14 protein-coding genes are annotated in these 21,848 nt (G+C 47.0%); all 14 read right to left on the bottom strand.

Annotated features, from left to right (window positions below; genetic code table 11):
• Positions 1–30: 30 nt before the first annotated feature.
• The 14 genes from NYR53_RS02200 to NYR53_RS02135 all read right to left on the bottom strand — a co-directional run bounded on the left by NYR53_RS02200 (position 31) and on the right by NYR53_RS02135 (position 21,788).
• On the bottom strand, positions 31–1,053 hold the full coding sequence (locus NYR53_RS02200; RefSeq protein WP_261303733.1) for a Gfo/Idh/MocA family protein: 1,023 nt from the start codon (positions 1,051–1,053) through the stop codon (positions 31–33).
• Between the two features lie 27 nt (positions 1,054–1,080).
• A complete protein-coding gene (locus tag NYR53_RS02195) occupies positions 1,081–2,160 on the bottom strand; it encodes a Gfo/Idh/MocA family protein (protein WP_261303732.1) in 1,080 nt (359 codons plus the stop codon).
• Positions 2,161–2,288: 128 nt separating this feature from the next.
• Positions 2,289–3,968, bottom strand: a complete 1,680-nt coding sequence (locus NYR53_RS02190; RefSeq protein ID WP_261303731.1) for a type 2 periplasmic-binding domain-containing protein — start codon at positions 3,966–3,968, stop codon at positions 2,289–2,291.
• Positions 3,969–4,025: 57 nt separating this feature from the next.
• Complete coding sequence (locus NYR53_RS02185; RefSeq protein WP_261303730.1) at positions 4,026–4,898, bottom strand: carbohydrate ABC transporter permease; 873 nt, start codon at positions 4,896–4,898, stop codon at positions 4,026–4,028.
• Positions 4,899–4,918: 20 nt separating this feature from the next.
• Positions 4,919–5,773 carry an ABC transporter permease gene (locus NYR53_RS02180; RefSeq protein WP_261306247.1) on the bottom strand — a complete coding sequence of 285 codons (855 nt, stop codon included), beginning with the start codon at positions 5,771–5,773 and terminating at the stop codon, positions 4,919–4,921.
• A gap of 694 nt (positions 5,774–6,467) precedes the next feature.
• A complete protein-coding gene (locus tag NYR53_RS02175; RefSeq protein ID WP_261303729.1) occupies positions 6,468–9,233 on the bottom strand; it encodes an alpha-mannosidase in 2,766 nt (921 codons plus the stop codon).
• A gap of 26 nt (positions 9,234–9,259) precedes the next feature.
• On the bottom strand, positions 9,260–10,309 hold the full coding sequence (locus NYR53_RS02170) for a family 20 glycosylhydrolase (protein WP_261303728.1): 1,050 nt from the start codon (positions 10,307–10,309) through the stop codon (positions 9,260–9,262).
• 36 nt (positions 10,310–10,345) lie between these two features.
• The gene (locus NYR53_RS02165) at positions 10,346–11,299 is read right to left on the bottom strand and encodes a carbohydrate ABC transporter permease (RefSeq protein WP_261303727.1); all 954 of its coding nucleotides are present in this window, start codon (positions 11,297–11,299) and stop codon (positions 10,346–10,348) included.
• Between the two features lie 15 nt (positions 11,300–11,314).
• Positions 11,315–12,220, bottom strand: coding sequence for a carbohydrate ABC transporter permease (locus NYR53_RS02160; protein WP_437180119.1), 906 nt, complete (start codon positions 12,218–12,220; stop codon positions 11,315–11,317).
• Positions 12,213–14,813, bottom strand: a complete 2,601-nt coding sequence (locus tag NYR53_RS02155; protein WP_261303725.1) for a DUF5696 domain-containing protein — start codon at positions 14,811–14,813, stop codon at positions 12,213–12,215. Before NYR53_RS02155 ends, NYR53_RS02160 begins: the two co-directional genes overlap by 8 nt.
• 76 nt (positions 14,814–14,889) lie before the next feature.
• Entirely contained in the window at positions 14,890–16,953 is a 2,064-nt protein-coding gene (locus tag NYR53_RS02150) for a YIP1 family protein (protein WP_261303724.1), read from the bottom strand.
• A 15-nt stretch (positions 16,954–16,968) separates the two neighbouring features.
• Positions 16,969–17,841, bottom strand: coding sequence for a carbohydrate ABC transporter permease (locus tag NYR53_RS02145; protein WP_261306246.1), 873 nt, complete (start codon positions 17,839–17,841; stop codon positions 16,969–16,971).
• A 5-nt stretch (positions 17,842–17,846) separates the two neighbouring features.
• Complete coding sequence (locus NYR53_RS02140) at positions 17,847–18,770, bottom strand: carbohydrate ABC transporter permease (RefSeq protein ID WP_261306245.1); 924 nt, start codon at positions 18,768–18,770, stop codon at positions 17,847–17,849.
• Between the two features lie 66 nt (positions 18,771–18,836).
• Complete coding sequence (locus NYR53_RS02135; protein WP_261303723.1) at positions 18,837–21,788, bottom strand: extracellular solute-binding protein; 2,952 nt, start codon at positions 21,786–21,788, stop codon at positions 18,837–18,839.
• Between the last annotated feature and the right edge of the window lie 60 nt (positions 21,789–21,848).

Genomic DNA, 21,848 nt, shown 5'->3' with positions numbered 1-21,848 from the left:
TGATCTGGCCTTTCCTCAGGGAAAGTTTCTTTATTCCGCCAGGTCACTCAGCCTACATACAGCACCTGAGCGTGCCGATAAAGTCGAAGCTTCCATTAAACGGGTCAAATCAAGGGCTATTTGTATATTTTCAGAAGCCGTTGTTCCATTTTGAATATGTGCCACCCATTGTTCAAAGGGAGAAGGGAGATTCGCTGGCAGGTCCGTGAATGGTTGCCACCCTTTTGCTGCATCACCTTCGAGCTTATGGCCTCGTACTAACAGTTTGTCATCCGTTCTCGTATACATAAGGCTGCCTTCCGTTCCCTGCACCTCAATATCAAATTGTGAGTAGTTATTCACGAATCCCGCTTCAACAATGCCTATAGCCCCATTCGAATAACGCAATGTTGCTACCGCACTATCCTCTACCTCTCGCTCCGTGATATAACCGAAGCTTGCACTGACACTTTCCGGTAAACCCAGGAAGAGGCGTGTCAAGTACATCGGATGGCAGCCAAGGTCCATCAATGCCCCTCCCCCGCACTCCTCTAAATTGAAGAAATGAGAGGGGAGTGAACCATTCGGATTTTTCTCTGTTCGCAAAGCGCCGTTATGAGCAAGCCGTATACGAACCGTCGTTACAGTGCCAAGCTGACCACCCCGAATGAAGTTATGTGCAGCTTGTGTGAACCAGGTATATAGCCGGGGGAGAGAAACCGTTAGCTTGACCCCAGCAGTCTCAACCGCAGCCAATATCTCATTACATTCCTTCGTTGTGGTAGCTATAACTTTCTCAGTGAAGATATGCTTTCCCGCTTTGGCTGCTGCGATGATGACATCCCGGTGCCGATTCGTCGGCGTATCCACAATGACGGCATCGATATCCGGATTGGCCAAAAGCACATGCAGATCCTCATAAAAGCTAACGCCATGCTCCTCTGCCTTTTGTCGTCCTCGTTCGGGATCTTCATCCCAAACAGCTACGATTTCGGTACCCGGGTGCTCGGCGGCCAGGCGTGCATAATCCTTCGCATGCACATGCCAAAAGCTCAACATCGCTACTCTAATCATGAAAGAATGGCCTCTTTTCAGGTTATTTTAGTCAAAATAAACCGCTTTTCCCGTTCTATTGGATTCGTAAATGGCTTCAAGAATTTCAGAAACCACACACGATTGTTCTGGCGTTACAACAGGATCTTTATCGTTCATCACAGCGTCAATCCACAAACGGATTTCTTTATCCTGCATACTCTCTTTTTTGCCTTCGTAGAAGTCTGCGCCTTTGGCTTCGAACTGAAGCTGGTTGACGTACAAACGACTATGGTTTTCACCGTTAATGCGCAGGCCATCTTGCATATCGGCTCCGCCTTCCGTACCGCAAAGCGTACATTTCGCTTCCTTCGTATCCAATGTATTTAAGGCCCAACTCGCCTCTACCATCACAGTCGCGCCATTTTTCATCACGATCATCGCAAAGGCGGAGTCTTCCACCTTGAATTTCTCAGGATCCCAAGGACCCCAGGAATTAGCGGCATTTTCTTTCCGGGAAAGCTTATGATAAGCGGTGCCAAGCACCACCTTAGGTTCGTAGTTATTCATCATCCACAGCGTTAAATCGAGCGCATGTGTACCGATGTCGATCAGCGGACCTCCGCCTTGTTTGTCTTCATCCAGAAATACACCCCAAGTGGGAACCCCACGTCTGCGAACTGCATGCGCCTTGGCAAAATAGATCTCGCCCAGATCGCCGTCTTCGATTACCTTTTTCAAATGCTGACTGTCCGCACGGAAACGGTTGTTGTAGCCAATAGTTAGCTTCTTACCTGTACGCTTAGCAACTTCAACCATTCGCCGAGCATCAGCTGCGGTTTTAGCCATCGGCTTTTCACACATGACGTGTTTGCCTGCTTCCATAGCTGCGATCGAAATCTCTGCATGCGTATCATTCGGGGTACAGATATGAACGACGTCAATCGAAGAATCAGCAAGAAGCTCATAATAGTTCTCAAATACCTTCGCTCCGGGAGCACCAAACTTCTCAGCCGCTTGGTGCGCACTTGCAGGATTGACATCAAAAAAACCAATAATTTCTACTTGCTCAATTTTACTTAAGCTAGGTAAATGTTTACCTGTTGCAATACCGCCACAGCCAATGATAGCTACCTTAACCTTATTCATTCCTAGTTCCCCCCATAATGCGATCACCGACTCTAAGCTGACGAATAATGAATGAAGCTGGACATCTTAGCGATGTCTGCATGGGCAGGCACTCGCATATCCATGTCCAGCTCCCTCATTTAAATCAGTTACTTCACTTGCTCCATTTGCTGTCTCGCAATTGCCATAATATCCTTAGCAAGGAACGCTTTATCTTTATTTTCCGCATACCATTTGTTCATAAAGTCTTCAAGCTGCTTACCGCCGGCTTTATCCCATGCCGCTTGTGCGTCTTTAATCGCTTGTTCCGGGCTGTATTTTGCACCGCTGATGATGGCCTTAACAAAAATATCGTTTTGTTCTTTAAGAATTGTTGTATTAAGAGTTTGGAGATCAGCAGGATAGACCGGCATATGTTCCCCATGAGTCATTCCAGGGTATTGTCTTTGCGAATCGAAATAAATTTTCTGAAGTTCTTTATACATGTCCGAACCGGCTTTCTGTTCTGGTACTGCAGTATTAAATCCGTTTATCGTAAAGTTGCACTTATCTGTTCCTGAAGAGTAGAACATTTCGTAGTCTAAAGCATAGCCGACTTCATTTTTCGACTTCGTTGGATCGATGGTCTCACGACAGCCATTGGCGCTCTTCTTCCAATGTGTCCCTTCGTCTCCGTTAATAATCTTCAAAGCGGTTTCCGGCTTCATCATGAAGTCGAGATAGCGGCCGACAGCTTCCGGCTCCTTCGCCTTGGCGCTCACAACAGTCGTCATTTGCACAGGATTATCGACACCACCGGTAAATGTCCCCAGCGGCGATTGCGGATAGCCTAACGGAGCAATTTCCGCGCCTGCCACATTTTTCTTCAACGTAGCAAAGTCGTTCATAACAAGATCATACATGCCGCCGGAAAATTTAACGTAAATGCCGATTTTACCATTCAGGAAGTCTTGTTTTGCCTTTGCACCGTCTTTATCATTGATGTAATCTTTATCGATAATGCCATCGTCATAGAGCTTCTTCTTGAACGTCAGGGAGGCCAGCTGATTGTCCCACAGCGGGATTACTTTTCCATCTTTAGTTCCCCAGGCAATCAAATCTTTTGACGAATTTTCACCGAAAATCTCGTTGATGGCTTGTTCCGAATACGTGCTCATATTCATCCCGTACGTATCTTTCTTGCCATTGCCGTCAGGATCTTGCTCAGCAAATGCTTTGGCTACTTTCATAAGTTCTTCCGTTGTGGTCGGCATGCTCAAATTCAGCTTTTTCAACCAGTCGGTACGAATCAATAACATGTGCTGTATGACTGCTTCTTTTACTTTACCGACTTCATACAGCTTGCCGTCCGGTTTCGTCCCCGCTTTCTTCAACTGAGGATACTGGTCCAGCAGCTTCTGGTACTCAGGCATGTATTTTAAGATGTCGTCAATGGGAAGCAGCTGCTTTTGATCGTACAGGCTGTTACGAAACGGCGTGTTGTACTCGTTCACAATATCAGGCGCAGAACCGGAGGCAAAAAGAACATTCAATTTTTTCGTAGACTCGCTTCGGAGGACAGGTATGTATTTCACATTCACAGGACCGTTTTGATTGATCCATTTGCTCCAACGATTTTCCTCGTAGTTCCCCTCTGACGCAGGAACCCCTCCCCGATCATACATGGAAACGGTAACATTTCCGCGTTTGGCAGCTGCTGACTCCTTAGGAGCATTCGTAGACGTAGTACCGGCTGCCGCTCCTTCTTTCTTGTCGCTGCTGCAACCAACAAGCGTTGCTCCTAATGCTACAACCCCTATTGTCATTCCCATCCACAACTTTCTTTTCATGCGCAAACCCTCCTGTTTATATTGAAAAGTTTTGGTAAACGTGGAACCCCATTTGGTTTAACCCTTAACAGAACCGAGCATAACGCCTTTGACAAAATATTTTTGCAGAAACGGATAAACGATCAGCATCGGAACAACCATAACGACAACGCCGACAGATTTGACCATTTCCGTAGCAACCATTTGCTGTTCCTCTGATACCAGGGAAGGTGAATTCAAGATATCGTTCTTTTGCAGCATCGCTTGGACAACGACCGTCAAATTCTGCATGTCACTATTATTGATGTACATCAGAACGCTCATAAATGCATTCCAATAGTTAATTCCATAGAACAAGGCTAAAGTAGCCAGCATCGGAAGCGATAGCGGCAATACGATTCGAATGAGGAGCGATACGTCGCTGCATCCGTCAATTCGCGCTGCTTCTTCCACTTCATGCGGAATATTCTCAAAGTAGCTTTTCATGAGCAGCATATTATAGGTGCTGATAAACCCGGTGAGCCACAGAGACCAATAGGAATCGATTAAAGATAGGTTCTTTACGACAAGATAAGTAGGGATCAACCCTCCTGAGAACAACATCGTAAACACCATGGCAAGCACAAATTTGCGTCGTCCTATCAAATAGCTTCTCGACAACGGATAGGCAGCTAATACCGTCCCCGCCATACTAAGTGCAACACCGATAATTGTAATGAAAATGCTATTTCTAAAAGCAGAGAAAGCCGGGCTTGTTAGAAAGAAAACCTTATATGCCGTAAACTGTAAGCCTACTGGCCAGAAGAAGACATGTCCCGAATCTACGGCCGAACGCTCACTCATTGATAGCGCTATGATATGAATAAATGGCAGTAAACAGGTTAAAGCAATTGCCCCGAGTACAACATAATTAACTGCGTAGAAAACTTTTTCACCTTTTGTTGCTTTCATGCGGACGCCCCTCCTCGTTATCAGAATAAAGCTTGGTCGAATTTACGGGCGATCCTGTTAGCTACCAGTACGAGCGTACAGCCAATGACGGATTCGAACAGCCCCATCGCCGTAGTTACGCTAAATTGCGCATTTCCCAAACCTATTTTATAAATATAAGTACTTATGACTTCCGACACGTCAGCAACCGCTGAGTTCTGCAGGTTATAAATCTGGTCAAAGCCGACCTCCATCAATTGACCCATAGCCAAAATGAGCAGCAGGATGATCGTGTGACGAATGCCTGGAATCGTAATGTGCCAAATTTGCCGCCACTTCGAAGCGCCGTCCATACCTGCTGACTCGTAAAGGGCAGGATCGATGTTCGTCAGAGCGGCCAAATAAATAATTGTGCTAAACCCCATTTCCTTCCAAACCCCCGAAGCAACGAATACGGCAACCCAGGATTTCGACTCGTAAAGGAAAGTTATAGGCTCAATATTGAATAGCTTGAGCACCTTATTGATCGAGCCGTAGTCGGTTGCAAATAAGGACAACACGAGACCTGCGACAATGACCCAAGAGAAAAAGTGCGGCAGATAGACGATCGTTTGAACCCATTTTTTAAACCATGTCTTCCTTACCTCATTGAGCAGAATGGCCAGGAAGATGGGAACAGGGAAGCCAACCACCAAATTCAAAAAGCTGAGCCAAAAGGTGTTCCATATAATTTGGAGCGTACTGGCACTGGAAAACAAAACTTTAAAATTTTTCAGGCCAACCCATGGACTGTGTAAAATACCATCAGCAAAATTGTAATTTTTGAAAGCAATAACAAGTCCGCCCATCGGCCAATATTTGAACAGAATGTAGTAAGCAATGACAGGGAAAAGCATGATAAAAAGCGGAATGTTTTGTTTCAATTTTCTTCTTCGTCTCAATTGCAAAGCTTTATGCTCGCTTGTCGTTAAAGTGAGTCTAGGAGCTTCATTGATATTTCCGTTCAAGGCTGCTTCACTCCTTACTTCAATGTTATAAACCTATAATAAAAGTTTTGATCCTAAAAACCCTTAAAAAATTATAGGAAAAACTATAAATTCATTGGGTATGTGTCGTCGCCATTTCGGAACAAATGGGCTTAATCATTTTCCCAAAAACCAGAAAACAAAACACTGGGAAAATATAGTAAATCGACCTGCTTCCGGTACAACTCGCATTCGCTCTTACAAGCTGCCTTGCACAACCCACGCCTTCTACGAATAGCAGTTTAGCTAGAAATGAATAAGCAAGCTTACCTTGCTTATTCATTCTAATATCAGAGCATCTCGTCAAATAAGACCACAGCGCATGCTTATTAGCTGATAAGCGAGACTTCCAGGGTGTATTAGCCAACAATAAGAAAGCCTAGCTTGCTTATGCAATCATAGCCGGGTCATTAAGACAAATAAGCTACTTCAGTTGCCTTATCCGCATAATGTACTGCATAGATTACTCCAAAGCCTAAAACATATAAATTCTTATCCATTAAAAAAAGACTATTTCATATACGGACTTGGCATCCGCTTCTGAAACAGTCTTTTTTCTTTTACTTTATCGTTCAAAACTAATCGTCACGATCTCTGCTGGACGAACGGAAACGGACAGACGCTCCGCTCCCTCCTGCTGCAGACGATCCAATCGGCGTTCCAAAATATCGCTCTTATAAGCATGATAGAATTTCTCAGGGAGATCTAGCTGCAGATCTCTTTCTTGTGCAGAGATGTTATACCAACGCATAATCAGATCGCCTGTCTCCTCGGAAACTTTCAATGCGGAGAAGACCATAGCTTCACCTTCCCAGCCTCCAAAAGCGTAAATCGGCGGCAGTTCACCGTGATGAACCTCGGTTTGCTTTGCGGACCAAGGAATTTGATATTGATGGGCAGCCTGTATAGCATCGGAGCTATGAACTCGCGGATCTTCTTCATTCGTTTCGATAGGCACCGCATAAGGGATAACGGATAACTGCACGGTGTGTTCGCCGATACACTGCGCTTCTGGAGTTGGGAAGTATCCCCAGTCGCCTAATTCTCCAACAGCTCGAAGCAGCGTAACCGCAATGGTTTGGCCGCTGTCTTCTCGTACGATTTCATACTCGTTCAACCCACGGTTGGCGATAGTTAGCCCCTGCCGCGCCCCCGCCACAGTTACGAATGCTTGCTGGTGATGACAGTTGCTCGGATTTTTCCATTCGGCTGTGGTCGTATTGCTCCGCTCTGGCACTTCGAAGATGGAATCAGCAAAATGGCTTTCTGCTTCCAACCCCGTAGGAAACAGCATGCGCAAACGGTGATCTTTGGCGTGATTATTAAAAGTTGACGCAATATCAACGCGCTTTCCGTTTTTATCCAAGGATACGATGGTCGTGATTTTCAAAGCAATCTTTGCGTCAGATCGCGCCGACTTGCGCTGCGTAAACCAGACCAGTTCCTTCCTTTCTGATTCCAGCAATTCCTCGGCAGATGCCGGTATTTCCAGCTCGTGAACGATCTCTATGCTAGAACGGTAAGGCGTGTCTTCCTGAATGCGAATGGATGCCGGTATACCTCGAGTAGTCACAGCCGTGTCTCCACAAGCTTGGCGGTACATATACTCATTGCCGATATCTCCCGTATTCTCGTAAACGCCCAAGCCTTTGTAGACCGTTCCTCCAAGCTTCTCCGTTACCGTAAACGAGCCGTCATCCGCGACTTGGACACTTAAATAGTCATTTTCCATCGCATGTGTACCGACGATTAGAGAAGCCGGTGAAAGATGCTGCTTTAATGAGGCATCGCGGGTAATAGCATACGTTTTGTATCCCAAAGCAGGTACATTAGCCGCTTCGAAGGTCACACGGACAGCACGCGCGAAATAAGGCTGCCTGAACTTGTCGTCAGGTAAATCATACCCAAAGTGAATGCCCATATCCTCTAATCCGCAAGGAATTGAGTTACCCTTCACATCGACCAACACAACATCGTCCAAGCTCTTCTGCTTCACGTCCTGTCTCATATCCCGGAAATCCCTGCCATCACGGAAGTAGACCCTGTTTAATTCCAGCTGCACGGTTACGGTACCACTTCGTTCCCACCCTGTCGTATTCGTTACCAGAAAAGGCGCCGCCTCTTTGCCGTAGCCGGAAAATACAGACGTATCCACCCGTTCTGCCAACCAAGTCAGACTATCCTCGGCGATAGATTCGGCCACATGTTTGCTTTTCTCAAAACGCGTCAGCATTTCGGCATGCACTTCGTCGACACTGCACCCGCAAATACTGTCATGCGGATGGTTCTGCATCAACGTTTTCCAGGCATAGGTAAACAGATGATGGGGGTATGGGCATCCGGCTTGGAAAGCAAGGGCAGCCAAAGGCTCCGCCACTTTTTCCAAGAGTGTTTGGCCTTCTTGATTTTTTTGCTTGATGTAGACGCGGGAAGATGCCGTATTTACGAGCGTAGACCAGCCATCCGTATGCTGACTTCTCAGCTCTCCGCGAATGACGGATAGATCGCTCGGGATTGTCCGGTTCACTTCACTTAAATAATCTTCAAAATTGGAATGGATGAATCGAATGTCCGGATACTGCTTCTCAGCTGATCTGATGGCATCCGTCAGATCGGTCTGCACAGGCTGATGATCACAGCCATTCATGAACAACCAATGCGGCGTAGAAGCATATTTGGATACTTCCGCCAGTTTTCGATCCCAATACTTCGCTGCCGCTTCTGGATTCACAGGGATCTCATTCCCGTTGCTGTACCAATTGGCAAATAAAATACCAAGCACCTTGGAGCCGTCAGGCGCTTCCCAAAACATTTCTGAATACGGCGATTCATATGCCTGAGTTTCGGATACCTCGTTGTTAAAACCTGTCGGCTTCACACCGCGTCCGAACACGGCGTTCTCAATGTCTGCTTGCCGCAGCAGCTGCGGCGCCTGCCCCATGTTGCCGAAGGAATCCGGGAAATAACCCAACTTCGAAATGACGCCATAAGCTTTAGCATCACGGTGGCCAATTAACAAATTACGCACATTCGCTTCGCTGCTCGTTAGAAATTCATCCTGCAGGACATACCACGGGCCGATGTGGATGCGCCCTCCGCGAATCAATTGCTCTAGTGTCTCCTGCATTTCCGGCCGTATCTGCAAATAATCCTCTAATATGATCGTTTGTCCGTCCAAATGAAAGCTGCGGTATCCATCATCTTGCTTAAGAGTTTGAATCAGCGTATCTATTAACTTGATCAACAATACGTGATGCTTTTCATAGGGCAAATACCATTCCCTGTCCCAATGTGTATGCGAAATGATATGTACGGTTTTGGACTGTGTCATGGTGTTTTCTCCATTTCTATGTAATATCATCCCTTTGCTTCAAGATGCTCTGTCCGTAGTCGGAGCGCCTCCATGACCGTCTTCAACGTGGCTGCAATGCCCCGGATATCGCCTGTATCTTCGCCTAAATCCCCATCTCCCAGCAGCGCCGTCACCAGCGTAGCGCCGTTGGCATTCCAGCCGGTCACGAGCATGCCGGGCATGCGATCAATCACTCCACGCTCTTCTGCTTGACGGATAGACTGCTCGAGCAGATCAAGTGACGCTTCCGGTGTTTTCCAACAGCTAGGCCAAACCTCAAATCCTTTGCCCAGCAAATGCCCGACGGACGGATAAGCATTCAATTTATCGTAGTGCCAATCGCACAATATAATATCCTTCGGAATAAGATCCACAGCCGGCCACATGCCGTAAATGTCGCCGTCCCATTCTGAATACCCCATGCCACCCGCGTCAATCAACCGATCCGCCCACATGAGCATCTGGACCTTCCGATTGCGGACCAAATGCTCGTAGTAATCGTTCGTCGCTTTTGCAAACAATTCAGCCTTATTTTTCCCTCGACATCGCGGGCACCCATCGTCCGCGATGGCGAACACTTCGTCCATGCCGACGTGCAGCGCATCCGCTTCAAAAGCATCGATCAGCTCATCCATCAGATCGAACACGAGCGGATTAATGTCCGGATGAGATGGACACCAGCTCGGGCAATAAAACTCTGGCCACTTCGCATCCGTCGGCACATGCGGGGTTTCGTCGAACTCCGGATGCGCCCGCAGAAGCGAATTCCTCGCTCCGCCCCACCCTTGGTGCCCCAAACAATCAAACAAAGGGATCAAACGAATGCTGTGCCGCTTACATAAGGCGGACAGCTCCCTCGCATCTTCCTTCGTTAAGCTGCCACCCGATACTTCCGGATGAGATTGGAATTGAAATGAGGTGTTGCATTCCAATATCAAAACATTTACACCCATAGGCGCCAAAGCTTCCTCAATCACTCGCTTTAAATTTCCAACATCCTCATGCGATCCGAAGCGCATATGGAATCCTTTTAGCTGCCATCCATTTTTCGGCATATGTTATCCTCCAGCCTATCCGTATCTTTATTTTTATTAACCGACTAAGCCTGTTCGCTCTACGCTTTCCACGAAATAACGCTGAACGAACAAATACAACGCAATCAAAGGTCCCATCATCAGCAGTACGCCCGTGTTGAGCAGCATAGACTGGTACACAGGATCCGGCTCTTTCCCGAGGGCTGGTCCCATATCTGTCAGCTGTGTGGAAAGCACCTTCACTTTACTCAAAAACAGGGATACATAATAGCTGTCATTCCACTGCCAAACAAACGAGAACAAAACGACAGTGACAACAGCAGGAATAGCGTTAGGCAGCATAATGCTGTAAAAGGTTTTAAAAATTCCCGCTCCGTCCGCGAGGGCGGCTTCCTCGATTTCTTTGGGAATGCCCCGGAAAAACTGACGGAAAATATAAATGTAAAGCCCGTTCTTCAGCCCCATCGCTGTGCCGGAAGAAATAAGAAACGGCCAGAATGTGTCGATTAGATTGATACTGCTCTTCCCTGAAAATAACCCAACTAAACCGAAAAGATCAAAATACCGGTATGTTAAATAGAGCGGAATCATGATCGTTTGAGGCGGTACGACAATGGTGAAAATGACCAGACCAAACAACAGCCCGCTGCCTTTAAATTTCAATCTCGCAAAAGCGTATCCCGCTAACGCGCAAGAACAAAGCTGAATTAGCGTTGTCGTAGACGAGATAAGAAACGTATTCCATAAAGCTGATAAATAGTTGGTTGCTGAGATCGCAATCTTCAAATTTTCGAGTGTAAAATGCCGGGGAATCCACAGCACAGTTGGATCATAAATGTCGATTCTGCCACGAAAGGCCACCGAAAGTCTTAAAAAGATGGGAAACAAAATAATATAACAAAAGCCGAGCACCAAGACGGCGCGTATGATCTGCCATGTCCAATTTTTCGCCTTTTCTAACGGATTGCGCCTGCTAATCCATCCGTCCATACGTACAGCCTGCGATTTCATAGTCCTATCCCTCCATCAGTCGTAATAAAATACTTTTCTTGAGACAAGCGCAGTGGAGATTAGAAGGATGATAGCCACAACAAGGAAGTACACCCAAGACATGGCCGCACTTATACCGAAATCGAACGTTTTGAACGCCGTCTGCGAAATGAGGGTATTAATTTTATTCCTGCTGAAGGAATCAATAATGGAATAGACAAGGTTCGTTAAAATAAGCGGGGTCATCATCGGAAACGTCACTTTCCAAAAAATCTCGTATCCCGTTGCTCCTTCGATTTTGGATGCCTCGTACAAGGAAGGGGAGATCGATTGAAGCCCAGCCAAGAAAATCAAAATTTGCACACCGGAAGAGCTGATAATTTCATAAATTCGATCGACAGCACCCGTGATGTAATTGACAACGATAGGAGCCATGCCCGAATCCAGCAGCATTTTTTTGAGTTCGAAGCTTTGCAGCATATTAGAACCTTCTCCGCTCCCGCTTCCACTTAGAACCGAACCTCCTACGAAGCTGCTGATATCCAGATTAGCGAGGGCGCTCGACGCCAGAATAACCGGCAAAAAGAAGATAGCGCGCGCGAGGGCGCGCCCTTTGAACTTTTGATTCAACAGCACCGCTGCGAACAAGCTGAAAATAATGATGATCGGCACGTTCACAACCATGTTGACGACACCTTCCGCCAATAACCGGGGGTAATCCGGATTAGAGGCAAATAAGCTGACGTAGTTGCTAAATCCAGTAGGCAGTACGGCAAAGCCGCCCTCTACCATTTGTATGGTACTTAAACTGAACCGGAACGACTGAATGAGCGGCAGCAGAAAAAGCATGACCATCCCCAGGATGAGGGGAGATACGAATAAAACGCCGTACCACGCTTTCGTCTGTTCCAACGATAATCTTTTTTTCCGCAAATCACTCACCTCCTACCCAGTAGCTCATGGCCTCTAGCTGTTTATTGTTCACCTGTACCGCAGTATTGTTGTAATTGATAATAATCTTCTTCCCATTCTCGAAGGTCGTTTGAACCACACCCTCAGCCAATTTACGGTGATCGGTAATCACATAGGACCGAACCTCATTCAGCACAGTGCCAGCCTCTTTGTAGAAACCAGCCGCTTGATCCAGCCAATCCCCGTAATGCAGCGCATATAGCTCGTTATAATCCGAATCCTTAACCGCAGACGAATCGCTGTAGTACCACTGGTAATAAATATCTGACCCAGTCTCTAGCGCTTTCAACAGGGAAACACGTGGATGAGTTACGCTCTGCATATTAAACGGCTCTCCGGCAAGGTCATAAAAACCATGAAGCGCGATTTGATAAAAGGGTACGTCTTCGTCGGTCAGATTCAGGTGACTGCTTTTGGTCGGAGCATTCACAATTATATTGGCGTACGGCAGGCTGTAGGCATTGCCGCCATTCACCATGAGATCATTGGCTCGTTGCTTCAACTTCTCGGTTCCGCTGGCGGCTATATTTAGCGCTTCCTGCCGGTTAATCGAATGATCCGGGTTAAAGTCTGAGTTCACTTCATTGCCTAAATCCCTAAGAGATAAGCCTGTAAGGCCAAGCTTCATGTAGTCGGAGACAAATCCGTCCACTGTTTTTGCCAGCGCAAACGGCGATAACAAATAATGTGAAAACTTCGATGAATCTTTGACATACATGACAGGGTCATACTTATAGATTTTGGCCTTCTGTCTGTCTAAAAAGGTAGCTGCGTCTGAAGCTCCTTTATATTTTTCGAGAAAAGCTACATCTGGAAATAACCGAATGTTTTCCTTTGACGCATAATCGATCAGCTTGCTGAACCCCTTCTTACCACCTAACTCACTGACCACTTTAACGTCCGATGGAGATGTATGCCGAATCCCGTCATTGAACCAACCGACATAGCGGAGCCCGATATCCTTGACTCCTTTTTCTTTCAAAGTTGTTAATATCGACTGCGTTTCATCAAAGGTGGTCAGCGCTTCTGTTGATTGATACGGAATACCGACAAAAGACGCTTGTTTCTGGAACGCCCCCTCCACCTCAAGCAGGAAAGGACTTGCCTTAGCAGGCTCCAGCTTTTTCAGACCGTGTTTATTCACCAAATACTCCCTATACTTGCCTGCCATAGCCGTATAGTCGGATGCAGGTCCTGACAAAAAGTCATATCGAATCTGATAATCTCCTTGAAACGGCTTTTGCCCGAACATCGGTACGGAGCTCTTTTTGGTTCCTGATGTTAATGTGTAGAAGTCCATATCCATGACTCTAAACTTCCCGCCAACTGTGTTGTAGGAATCGTTTCTGCCGGAGATGTCTGCCGTGATATTGGCCAGCGCGTCTCCGCCTTCAATCATGCCAAGCATGGCGTGATCGTTCTGCTTGATGCCGAAGAGTGGCAGTCTTGTGATCTCATTCGTTTGAACTTTTTCTTTGACGTCGAAGGTGCCATCTGAACCGTAGACTGGCAGATTGTAGGCTTCCGCGCTCTTTTTGTTGTTATTCAGATGAATCAAGGCGCCAGACCCGTCAGGGACGAGCATGTAGCCGTCCTTTTTCTCGCCAGCAGCCCCGAAATATTTGAGCAGCTGCAGCATGGCAATCGGATAAGCATTCGTATATTGAAGCTCCTTGCCGGCTGTCTTCACAACAAGATGCTCCCCGTCCAAGGTATACTCCAGCGGAACCGTAAATCTCGGGCCTTCTTCTTGGACGCTGCTTCCCGCCCCATTGTCCTTATTGTCCTTGGCGGCTTCTTCATTCGTATAACCGATTGCCTCTAGCTTCTTGGACAGCTCCTCCGCCACAAAGTCCTGCAGCTTGCGGACTTCATATACTTGCTTCTGTTCGTCCAATTTGAATTTGAAAGCGACATCCTCACGGGTGTCCTTATCCGACAGCTTCCCCAGAATACGCTCCTCAAACCGCTGTTTACTGATCACCTTAGGAATATTGCCGTAATCTTTCGGAATATTTCCCAGCTGGTATACGATTTTGATCCCCTTATCCAAGCTGCTGATTTTAAATTGTTTCTTTTTTACGCTATCGTCATAGCTGTTCAATGTATTAAGCTGACCTTTTTCGTTGTAATACGTAACTAACAGTTGAGAAGAAAGTTCTGATTTATACAAAGGAGAAGCTTTGGGATCCTTCTCTCGATCCACTGGATTGGAAAACCAGATATAGCCGTCTCTTTTGTCCTTAACTGCAACCTCGGCTGTCTCGCGTTTGACGTAAAGCATGAGAGTTTCGTTCTGGACCACTAGCTCCATGGCTTGAAGAGTTTTCTGCTCCTCGGCTGTATTGGACGATACAGCAGCCATTCCACTTGCAGCACGAACCACCGTGCTTGCGGCAGTTACGGGATTTCCTTTACCTGCTTGATCTGGAAGAACCGATTTGACCTGGGATTGAGCTTCCGCCATGCTTACAGATTGATCCTGCGAGTAAATCATGATCAGACTGCTGGCCACCAAACCGGCGCTCAGGATGCCAAGGGATATTTTTATCTTGCTGGACACCTTCATCCCTCCTTAGCGTTTTCCGAAGGAAAACTATCTTCGTAAGCATAAGCCTAGTTAACTATAACGTGCACCGCTAAAATCTAAATGAGAGTTCGCGGTAAATGGATGTGATAAAATTGATCATTTGCTGCAGCATACTGAAGAACAATACCCCAAGGAAGATGATGATACCAATGACAACAAGCGTCAGAATCATCGTAACCACTGTCTTGGAAGCTGAATATTGATGGACCGTCATAGTGCCGACAAACAGCAACCAGATGAACCAGATGAATGCAATTGCATCGAGCAAATAATAAAACGTGCTTTCACTTCCAGTTATCACATTGCTGTAAAGCGTCTGCGGGAGATAGATCAGAATGAGCGGCATCAGCGCATAGCCTGTTGCCATGACAATTTCTTTAAACTTGCCTTCCCCATCCATCAAAGTGGTCAAAGACCAATTCGCAATGCACCAGAGCAGAAAAGGAAGAACGATAAATTTCAGCTCATTAAGACTGTTCAGCTCGAGCGGATTGTTCATATTAACGACAAAACCGCTGTACTGTCGTTTCATAATGGTGAAGAGCACGAGGAGAAGCAAGCAGAGGGCCACAACCTTCAACCTGCCTTTTTGTTCGTACTTCATCTCCCAAAATCCGTTAAACGGATGGACCATCGTGTAAAAAGGATTTTTCAACACGCCGATTTCCGTGTAATGCTTACCACGCATTCTTCGGCCGGCAATCTTGACCGTAGTATAACCAAGACCGAAGACAAGCGCGATACCGAGGACGATGGTGCCGAAATGTGCAAACACGACTTCTTTCCGGTATCGTTTGAAAGCTTCGGAATAATAGTCACGGTTATTTCCCAACTTGAAATAATTCATCGCCCCACGGTTATCGCCATTTTTCATAAGCGATTTACCAATCCCGATGTAGGCCACCTCAAAGTTGCCGTTCATTTGAAGCACTTGCCGCCATGAAGCGGTAGAAGCATCCGTTTTCCCGTTATAGAGCGACGTTACTGCTTCGCGTATCAGGCTTCCGTAGCGTGTAGGCTGGAATACAGACAAACGATTATTGTCCTTATCGAGCACCAGCACCTTGTCCCCGAGCATCGAGATCGCCGAAGGTGTGCGGAATTTCCCCTGTTCGCTGCCCAGTCCGCCGAATTCGTATAACAGATTGCCGTCTTTGTCGTAGGTGAAGATGCGGCCCCTTTTCAAATCCATTGCGCTGTACATGCCGCCTTCGTCCTTGGCTATATCAATGAAAATAGAGCTCCCAGGCGCGCTTCCGACGTCCAGTGTATGGATATCCCCTTTAGGCGGGAAATACCCTTTATCCCTTAAAATATCCACACCGGACGGGTTCAGCCGTTTGATCGGGTGATCCGACTTTTCCTCTGAAGTCGTCGTATAGATAAAACCGTCTTCATCCATGTCCAAGTTATTAAATTCCAGCGGAATGAATAGCTGCATTTGCTCGCGCTGCGCTTTGGTCGAAATCCGTTTCCAGAACAAATCCACGGGATTAAACTTCACGCGATTCGTACCAATAAACCCGTTGAATGCGCCATCGGTATCAAATTCCATAATGCCTTCGTAGGAGCCGCGACTGATGACATAGATCCGCTGTGCCTTATCGACAACCAGCTTGGTTGGCATGTATTGAAATCCTTCGCGCAGTAGTGTTGACTTCGGCTCGCCCATCACACGAACCAACGCTCCCTGAGAGGTCAATTCCACCAGCCTTCTGTTTTGCGTATCAGCGATAAGAAGATGACCGTCGGCCCCGTTATAGAACACGCCTTCCGGCTTGTTGAACGTTTCCTTCTTTCCGTTATTATCGAACCCGGAAATCACCTGAACGGCCCGAAACTGATCATCCAATACGACAATCCGATCATTTCCGGTATCCGCAAGATAGATGTGACGATCACTGCCGATGAATAGATCCTGAGGTGAAGACAGATTGCCTGTCTGCCAGTCTGTTCCATACATCACCTTTTGCAGCTCATAAGGACTAGGAGCCGGAACGGTCTTTCCCCAAAAATTGTAATTGTACGTATCGTTGTCAGGTGCGGCATATACAGGAGCGGCCATACCGATGAAAAGCATAGCGGCGAACATCATGATAAGTATTCTTTTCAAGTAGCTCCCCCCTGTTTACTCTTTCAGACCAGAAGTGGACATGGTTTGGATGATGTTGCTTTGCGTCACGATAAACACGGTAATCGGCACGGCCATCATTAGCAGGGTAACGGCTGACACCGGTCCCGTCCGTACCAGTCCCCCACTAGCGATTTGTCCGAACACATAATCAACGGTCTTCAACTGCTCGCTATAAATATATTTATGGCTCGTTACAGAACCAGACGTCCACAAATTTTGCAGCGAAAAAATGACCAGCGTCAGCCATGCAGGCTTGACGATCGGCATGACAATCTGCCAAAAGATCCGATATTCGCAGGCACCATCGATTTTCGCCGCTTCAAGAAGAGAGTCCGGAACTTGCTCCATAAATTGTTTCATCAGATACAATCCGAGTGTCATGCCGAAGGATGGCAAAATGATCGCCCAATAGGTATTAATCAGATGAAGCCATGAAATGGTCATGTAGTTTGGTACTTGCGTAACATAAGCCGTAAACATAAGCGACATAACGACCAGGTTGAACAGGATGTTTCTGCCTGGGAACTTGATTTTGGCCAGCGGATAAGCAGCAGCGGAAGCGATGATGACATGCCCCACTGTGCCGACAATGGCAATCAAAAACGTATTGAACACATAGCGCGAGAACGGCACCCATGAATCGGAGAAAATGTTTGTCAAATCCGTAAAGTTTTTTAACGTAGGATTTCGCACTAATAGCTTCGGTGGAAATACGAAGATTTCGTCTATCGGTTTAAAGGCGTTGCTAATAGTAAAAACGAGTGGCAGTGCCATAAAGAAGGCTATGCAGCCAAGCAGCAGGAACAGTAGTATATCAACCGCCCATGAGCGGTTCAAACGCTTTGGCATCTTTAATGTCAGCTTCATTCCGGTCATTCACCCACTTTTCCCAGCAGCTTACGCGTCAAGAAGTTTGTTGCAAACATGATGATAAACAAGACGGTGGCGATCGCGGAGGCGTACCCCATCTCGAAACGGATTGAACCATAGTCGACCAAGTGAGTCACAATCGTATGTGCTGCGTAATCTACGCTTGGGAAGCCGATCATGTAGATCGATATTTCCGCCACGGAGAAGGCAAGCGTGATTTGAATCACAGCGCCGAACAGCAGCTGCGGCCGCATAGCCGGCAGTGTGATGAACCAGAGCTCCTGCCAACGGTTGCGCACACCATCGATGGAACCAGCTTCATACAGCGTGCGATCCACATTTTGCAGACCAGCGATAAAAGCTAGGAAGGATGTTCCCAAACTAAGCCACAGCTGTACGAGGATTAAAATCGCGAGAACGAACCTCGGATCCTGCAGCCACTGAATCGGCTCCAGGATCATTCCCCATTTGATCAAAAATGAATTGGCGTACCCGTAAGAATCGCTGGCAAATAAGGTTTGCCAGATCAGGTACGTATTACCTGAAATCGAAGGCGCATACAGGATAAGCGTGAGCACAGCACGAACCTTTGGCCGCAGCTCGTTAATCAGCCAAGCGAACAGGAAGCAAGCCATGTAGCTGATCGGCCCGGTAATTAAGGCAAACAGCAGCGTATTTTTGAGTGCGATCAAAAAGATGTCATCCTGTACGAACAATCTGGCGAAATTTTGCCAGCCTACCCATTTGGGCGGTTCAAGCATATTGAAGCTCGTGAAGCTTAAACAAACGGACATTAATACGGGAAATACCGTAAATGTAAGGAAAATAAGAAAATATGGCGCTATTAAAATATAAGCATGCTTATGCTTTTTGAATTCACTGCCCAATCTGCCGAATTTACCTCGGAACGTCGAGTTCGTTTTCATCACAGATTTTCCAGTATCACGTGGCATGCTAGGGTTCACTGCAGGCTGTTGTTTCATGGCGCCCCCTCATTTCTCGTAGGGAAGATTGAACTCTTTCCGTTTTAAGGCAATTTCGTCGTTGATATAACGGACGTAATAATCCATCGTTTCGCGTGGATCGTCGCCTTGTACGACGACTCTGCGAAATGCGTTATCGATGTTGCGCCCCGTTAAATAACCACCCGGAACCTCGGGTATCCCTTTCACCCACTTCATCTGCTCCTTCAATCTGTCGAAATCTCTGGAAGGCCATGGCAGAGCGGCTAAAGCTTCCATGTTGGCCGTCGGGTATCTGGCCGAAGATCCCATGCGGATTTCCATTTGACGTCCAAATGCAATTTGAGTCTCTTTGCTCGTCCACCATTCCATAAACTTCCACGCTGCATCTTTATTTTTCGTACGTTTGAACATAACGACCCCTGATCCACCGCTTCCAACATCACGTCGAAGGGATCCGTCTGGCTTTTTCGTTGCTGGAACGGGGGCAAATTCCCACAATCCCTTAATTTCCGGGGCAAACACAGACAGCTTGTTGTACATCGTGTAATCAGCGATGCCAATAGGCATTTCCCCTGTACGGAAACGGTTGGCGAAATCCACAGTGATCGGAATTTTATAATTTAAGTAAAGATCTGTCCACTGCTTAAATTCCTTGATGGCCGTCTCCGTGTCAAGACCGCTGGAGGTTCCATCTTTACTATAGAACTGCCCATCATGCTGGTATAAAAACATGGCTAAGGCCGGATTCGGCGGAAGCGTGATGATATCCCTGGTTTCCAAATCGTTACCGAAGGTGTTGAGCGGTTTTTGCGGAAGCCCGAACTGCAAGTTATGCTTCTGCAGGGTAGGCAGCATCTCGTATACGTCCTCCCACGTTTGCGGAGGCTTCATTTTCAGCTCATCTTCCAAAATATCTTTCCGATAGAAGAGGACTGGGAAGGTTTGCGTTTCCGGCAGCGCATAATAACTTCCAGAAAACTCATACGGAACCATCGAGCTTTCGCTAAATCGTGATTTCACGCTGTTGAAATCTGGAAACACCGATAGATCCTGCATCGCGTTGCGGCTTGCATAATTGACAGGCAAATCGTTGGGAGCCTGCAGCGCTACGTCCGGTCCTTTGCCTGCTACCGTAGAAGGCAGCAAAATGTCTGCTGATACCAACTTCAAATTGATTTTTATTCCCGTCTTTGGTGTAAAGGATTCGTCAATCAATTTCTTGATGGTCTGCGCTTGGTCACGTGCTGAGGTCACCCATACCGAAACCGAATCAGCTCCATCCTTCGTGTTCGATATCTGATCGTAATTTTCAAAGAAGGAAGCGAGGAAAGCTGCTGAGCTGCTTTTGAATTTCTGCCACGCAGTCGCTTCTGGATTCGGCAGCTTGGCTTGCGGCGAACTCAGCGTCAAGTAATCAACGGCCAGAGGTTGTTCATTCACCGAAAGCAGCCACGCCCCGAGTCCCCCTACATTCGTTTTGAATTGATCAATCCGGGATGGCACCGTATCCGGTCTGTCGGCCATATCACTGAGCTGGTAAGCCAGCGTATTCAAGATCGCGGTACGCTCGTCGTTCTTTCCATCCTGCCCTTGAATTAACTTCGTAATTTTGTGGAGCAGGTCGCTTTGTTTCCGAAACTCCCCAGCCATCTCGGGAATTCTTTGCTCAAGCTGATAATCCCGGAACGAATCGGGTACCGTCCCCGTAAAGCTAATAATCTTACGATACAGCGCATTTAAGTCCAAAATGCTCGTTTCCACCGCACTCAGTATCGGGGCCAAATCCCCCAATGTCACTTCGAGCCGAACTTTGTGTTTGCCTTTCGTGAAATAAAACAAGTACGGAAGCTCAGCATCTTGGCCGATCACCGTCGTCTGCCATTGGCTATTGAATGGAAAGCCGACATGCTGAAGCTCCTGAAAGGGCATTTTGCCGTCGATGTACATCGTGCGAAGCGAAGCCATCCCGCGCAAATAGTTTTGATGATTTTTCACCGCGAGTTGATACAATCCGTCGCCAGGCACATCTACTTCCCATTCAATCCATTGGCCAGGAAGCCGCCATGCCCACCCACCCATTGCATTGTTCCGCAATTTAGATACATGATACGGCTCAACAGCGGGGCTGGAACGATCATTATAAGGCAATAGTGTTGGAGAAGATTTATATAAGGCGCGCTCGCCTTGAACTTGCAGCATCACATCTTTCGCAAGCTGGTAACCTTTTTGCGTATATGTGCTCGCCAACGTATCATACGAAGGCGTTGTTGCCGAGTTTGTAAGTCTCAATGAATGAATAACGAGCGGTTCTCTTACCGAAGTAAACATGATGGAGTGCTTGCCTTTTGAAAAATAAAACAGATACGGATCTTCATTAAATCCGGTCGCATCCTTTAATGACGATGCCTGCCACATCGGCTCTTCCACTTGTGATGGCACCAAATCGTTGCCCTGTTCATCACGCTCGAACTCATTTTTATCGTTTTTCCATATTCGTTGAAACGTTATGCTTTTCGCTTCTGCAAAAGGGACCGAACCGTCAATCCGCAATTCTCTTTCTATATCCGAATCTTTACCGCTTACTGTGTAGTATTGAATTCCAATGTTGTACATACCTTCTTGCTCGACTGTAAATTGCCATTCGATGGACCCCGTATCCGAAGTCAGAATGGACTTCCCGGATTCCCCTTGATAATTGTCTAGAACCGAAACTTTCATGCCTTGAACCGAGCTGAATTGTTCAGTTGGGATGACGGTTTCAGCGCTCGGGCGCGCCGCTTGTTTATACTTGGCCAAATATTCCGCATAGCTGCCTTTTTTATAGGTATCTGCCAAAGCCGACAGCGCTGTGCTGCTTATTGAACGCTCTTCCGCTGAAACGATTTGGCGGGAGCCACCGCCGAGCCACTGATACGGTACGAACCCGGTTGCAAAAAACAAAACGAAGATGAGGAACACTTTGGCGAATGCTCGGCGCATGGGTTTTCCCCCTTTCTAAGCTTTGCCCCTAATCCCTGCTTGCATGGAATTAGGGGCATG

Origin of the sequence: Paenibacillus andongensis, assembly GCF_025369935.1 — a bacterium.
GTDB classification, from domain to species: Bacteria; Bacillota; Bacilli; order Paenibacillales; family NBRC-103111; genus Paenibacillus_E; species Paenibacillus_E andongensis.
Note: the sequence above shows the minus strand (reverse complement) of the source record. Positions and strands in the feature narration are given on the sequence as shown.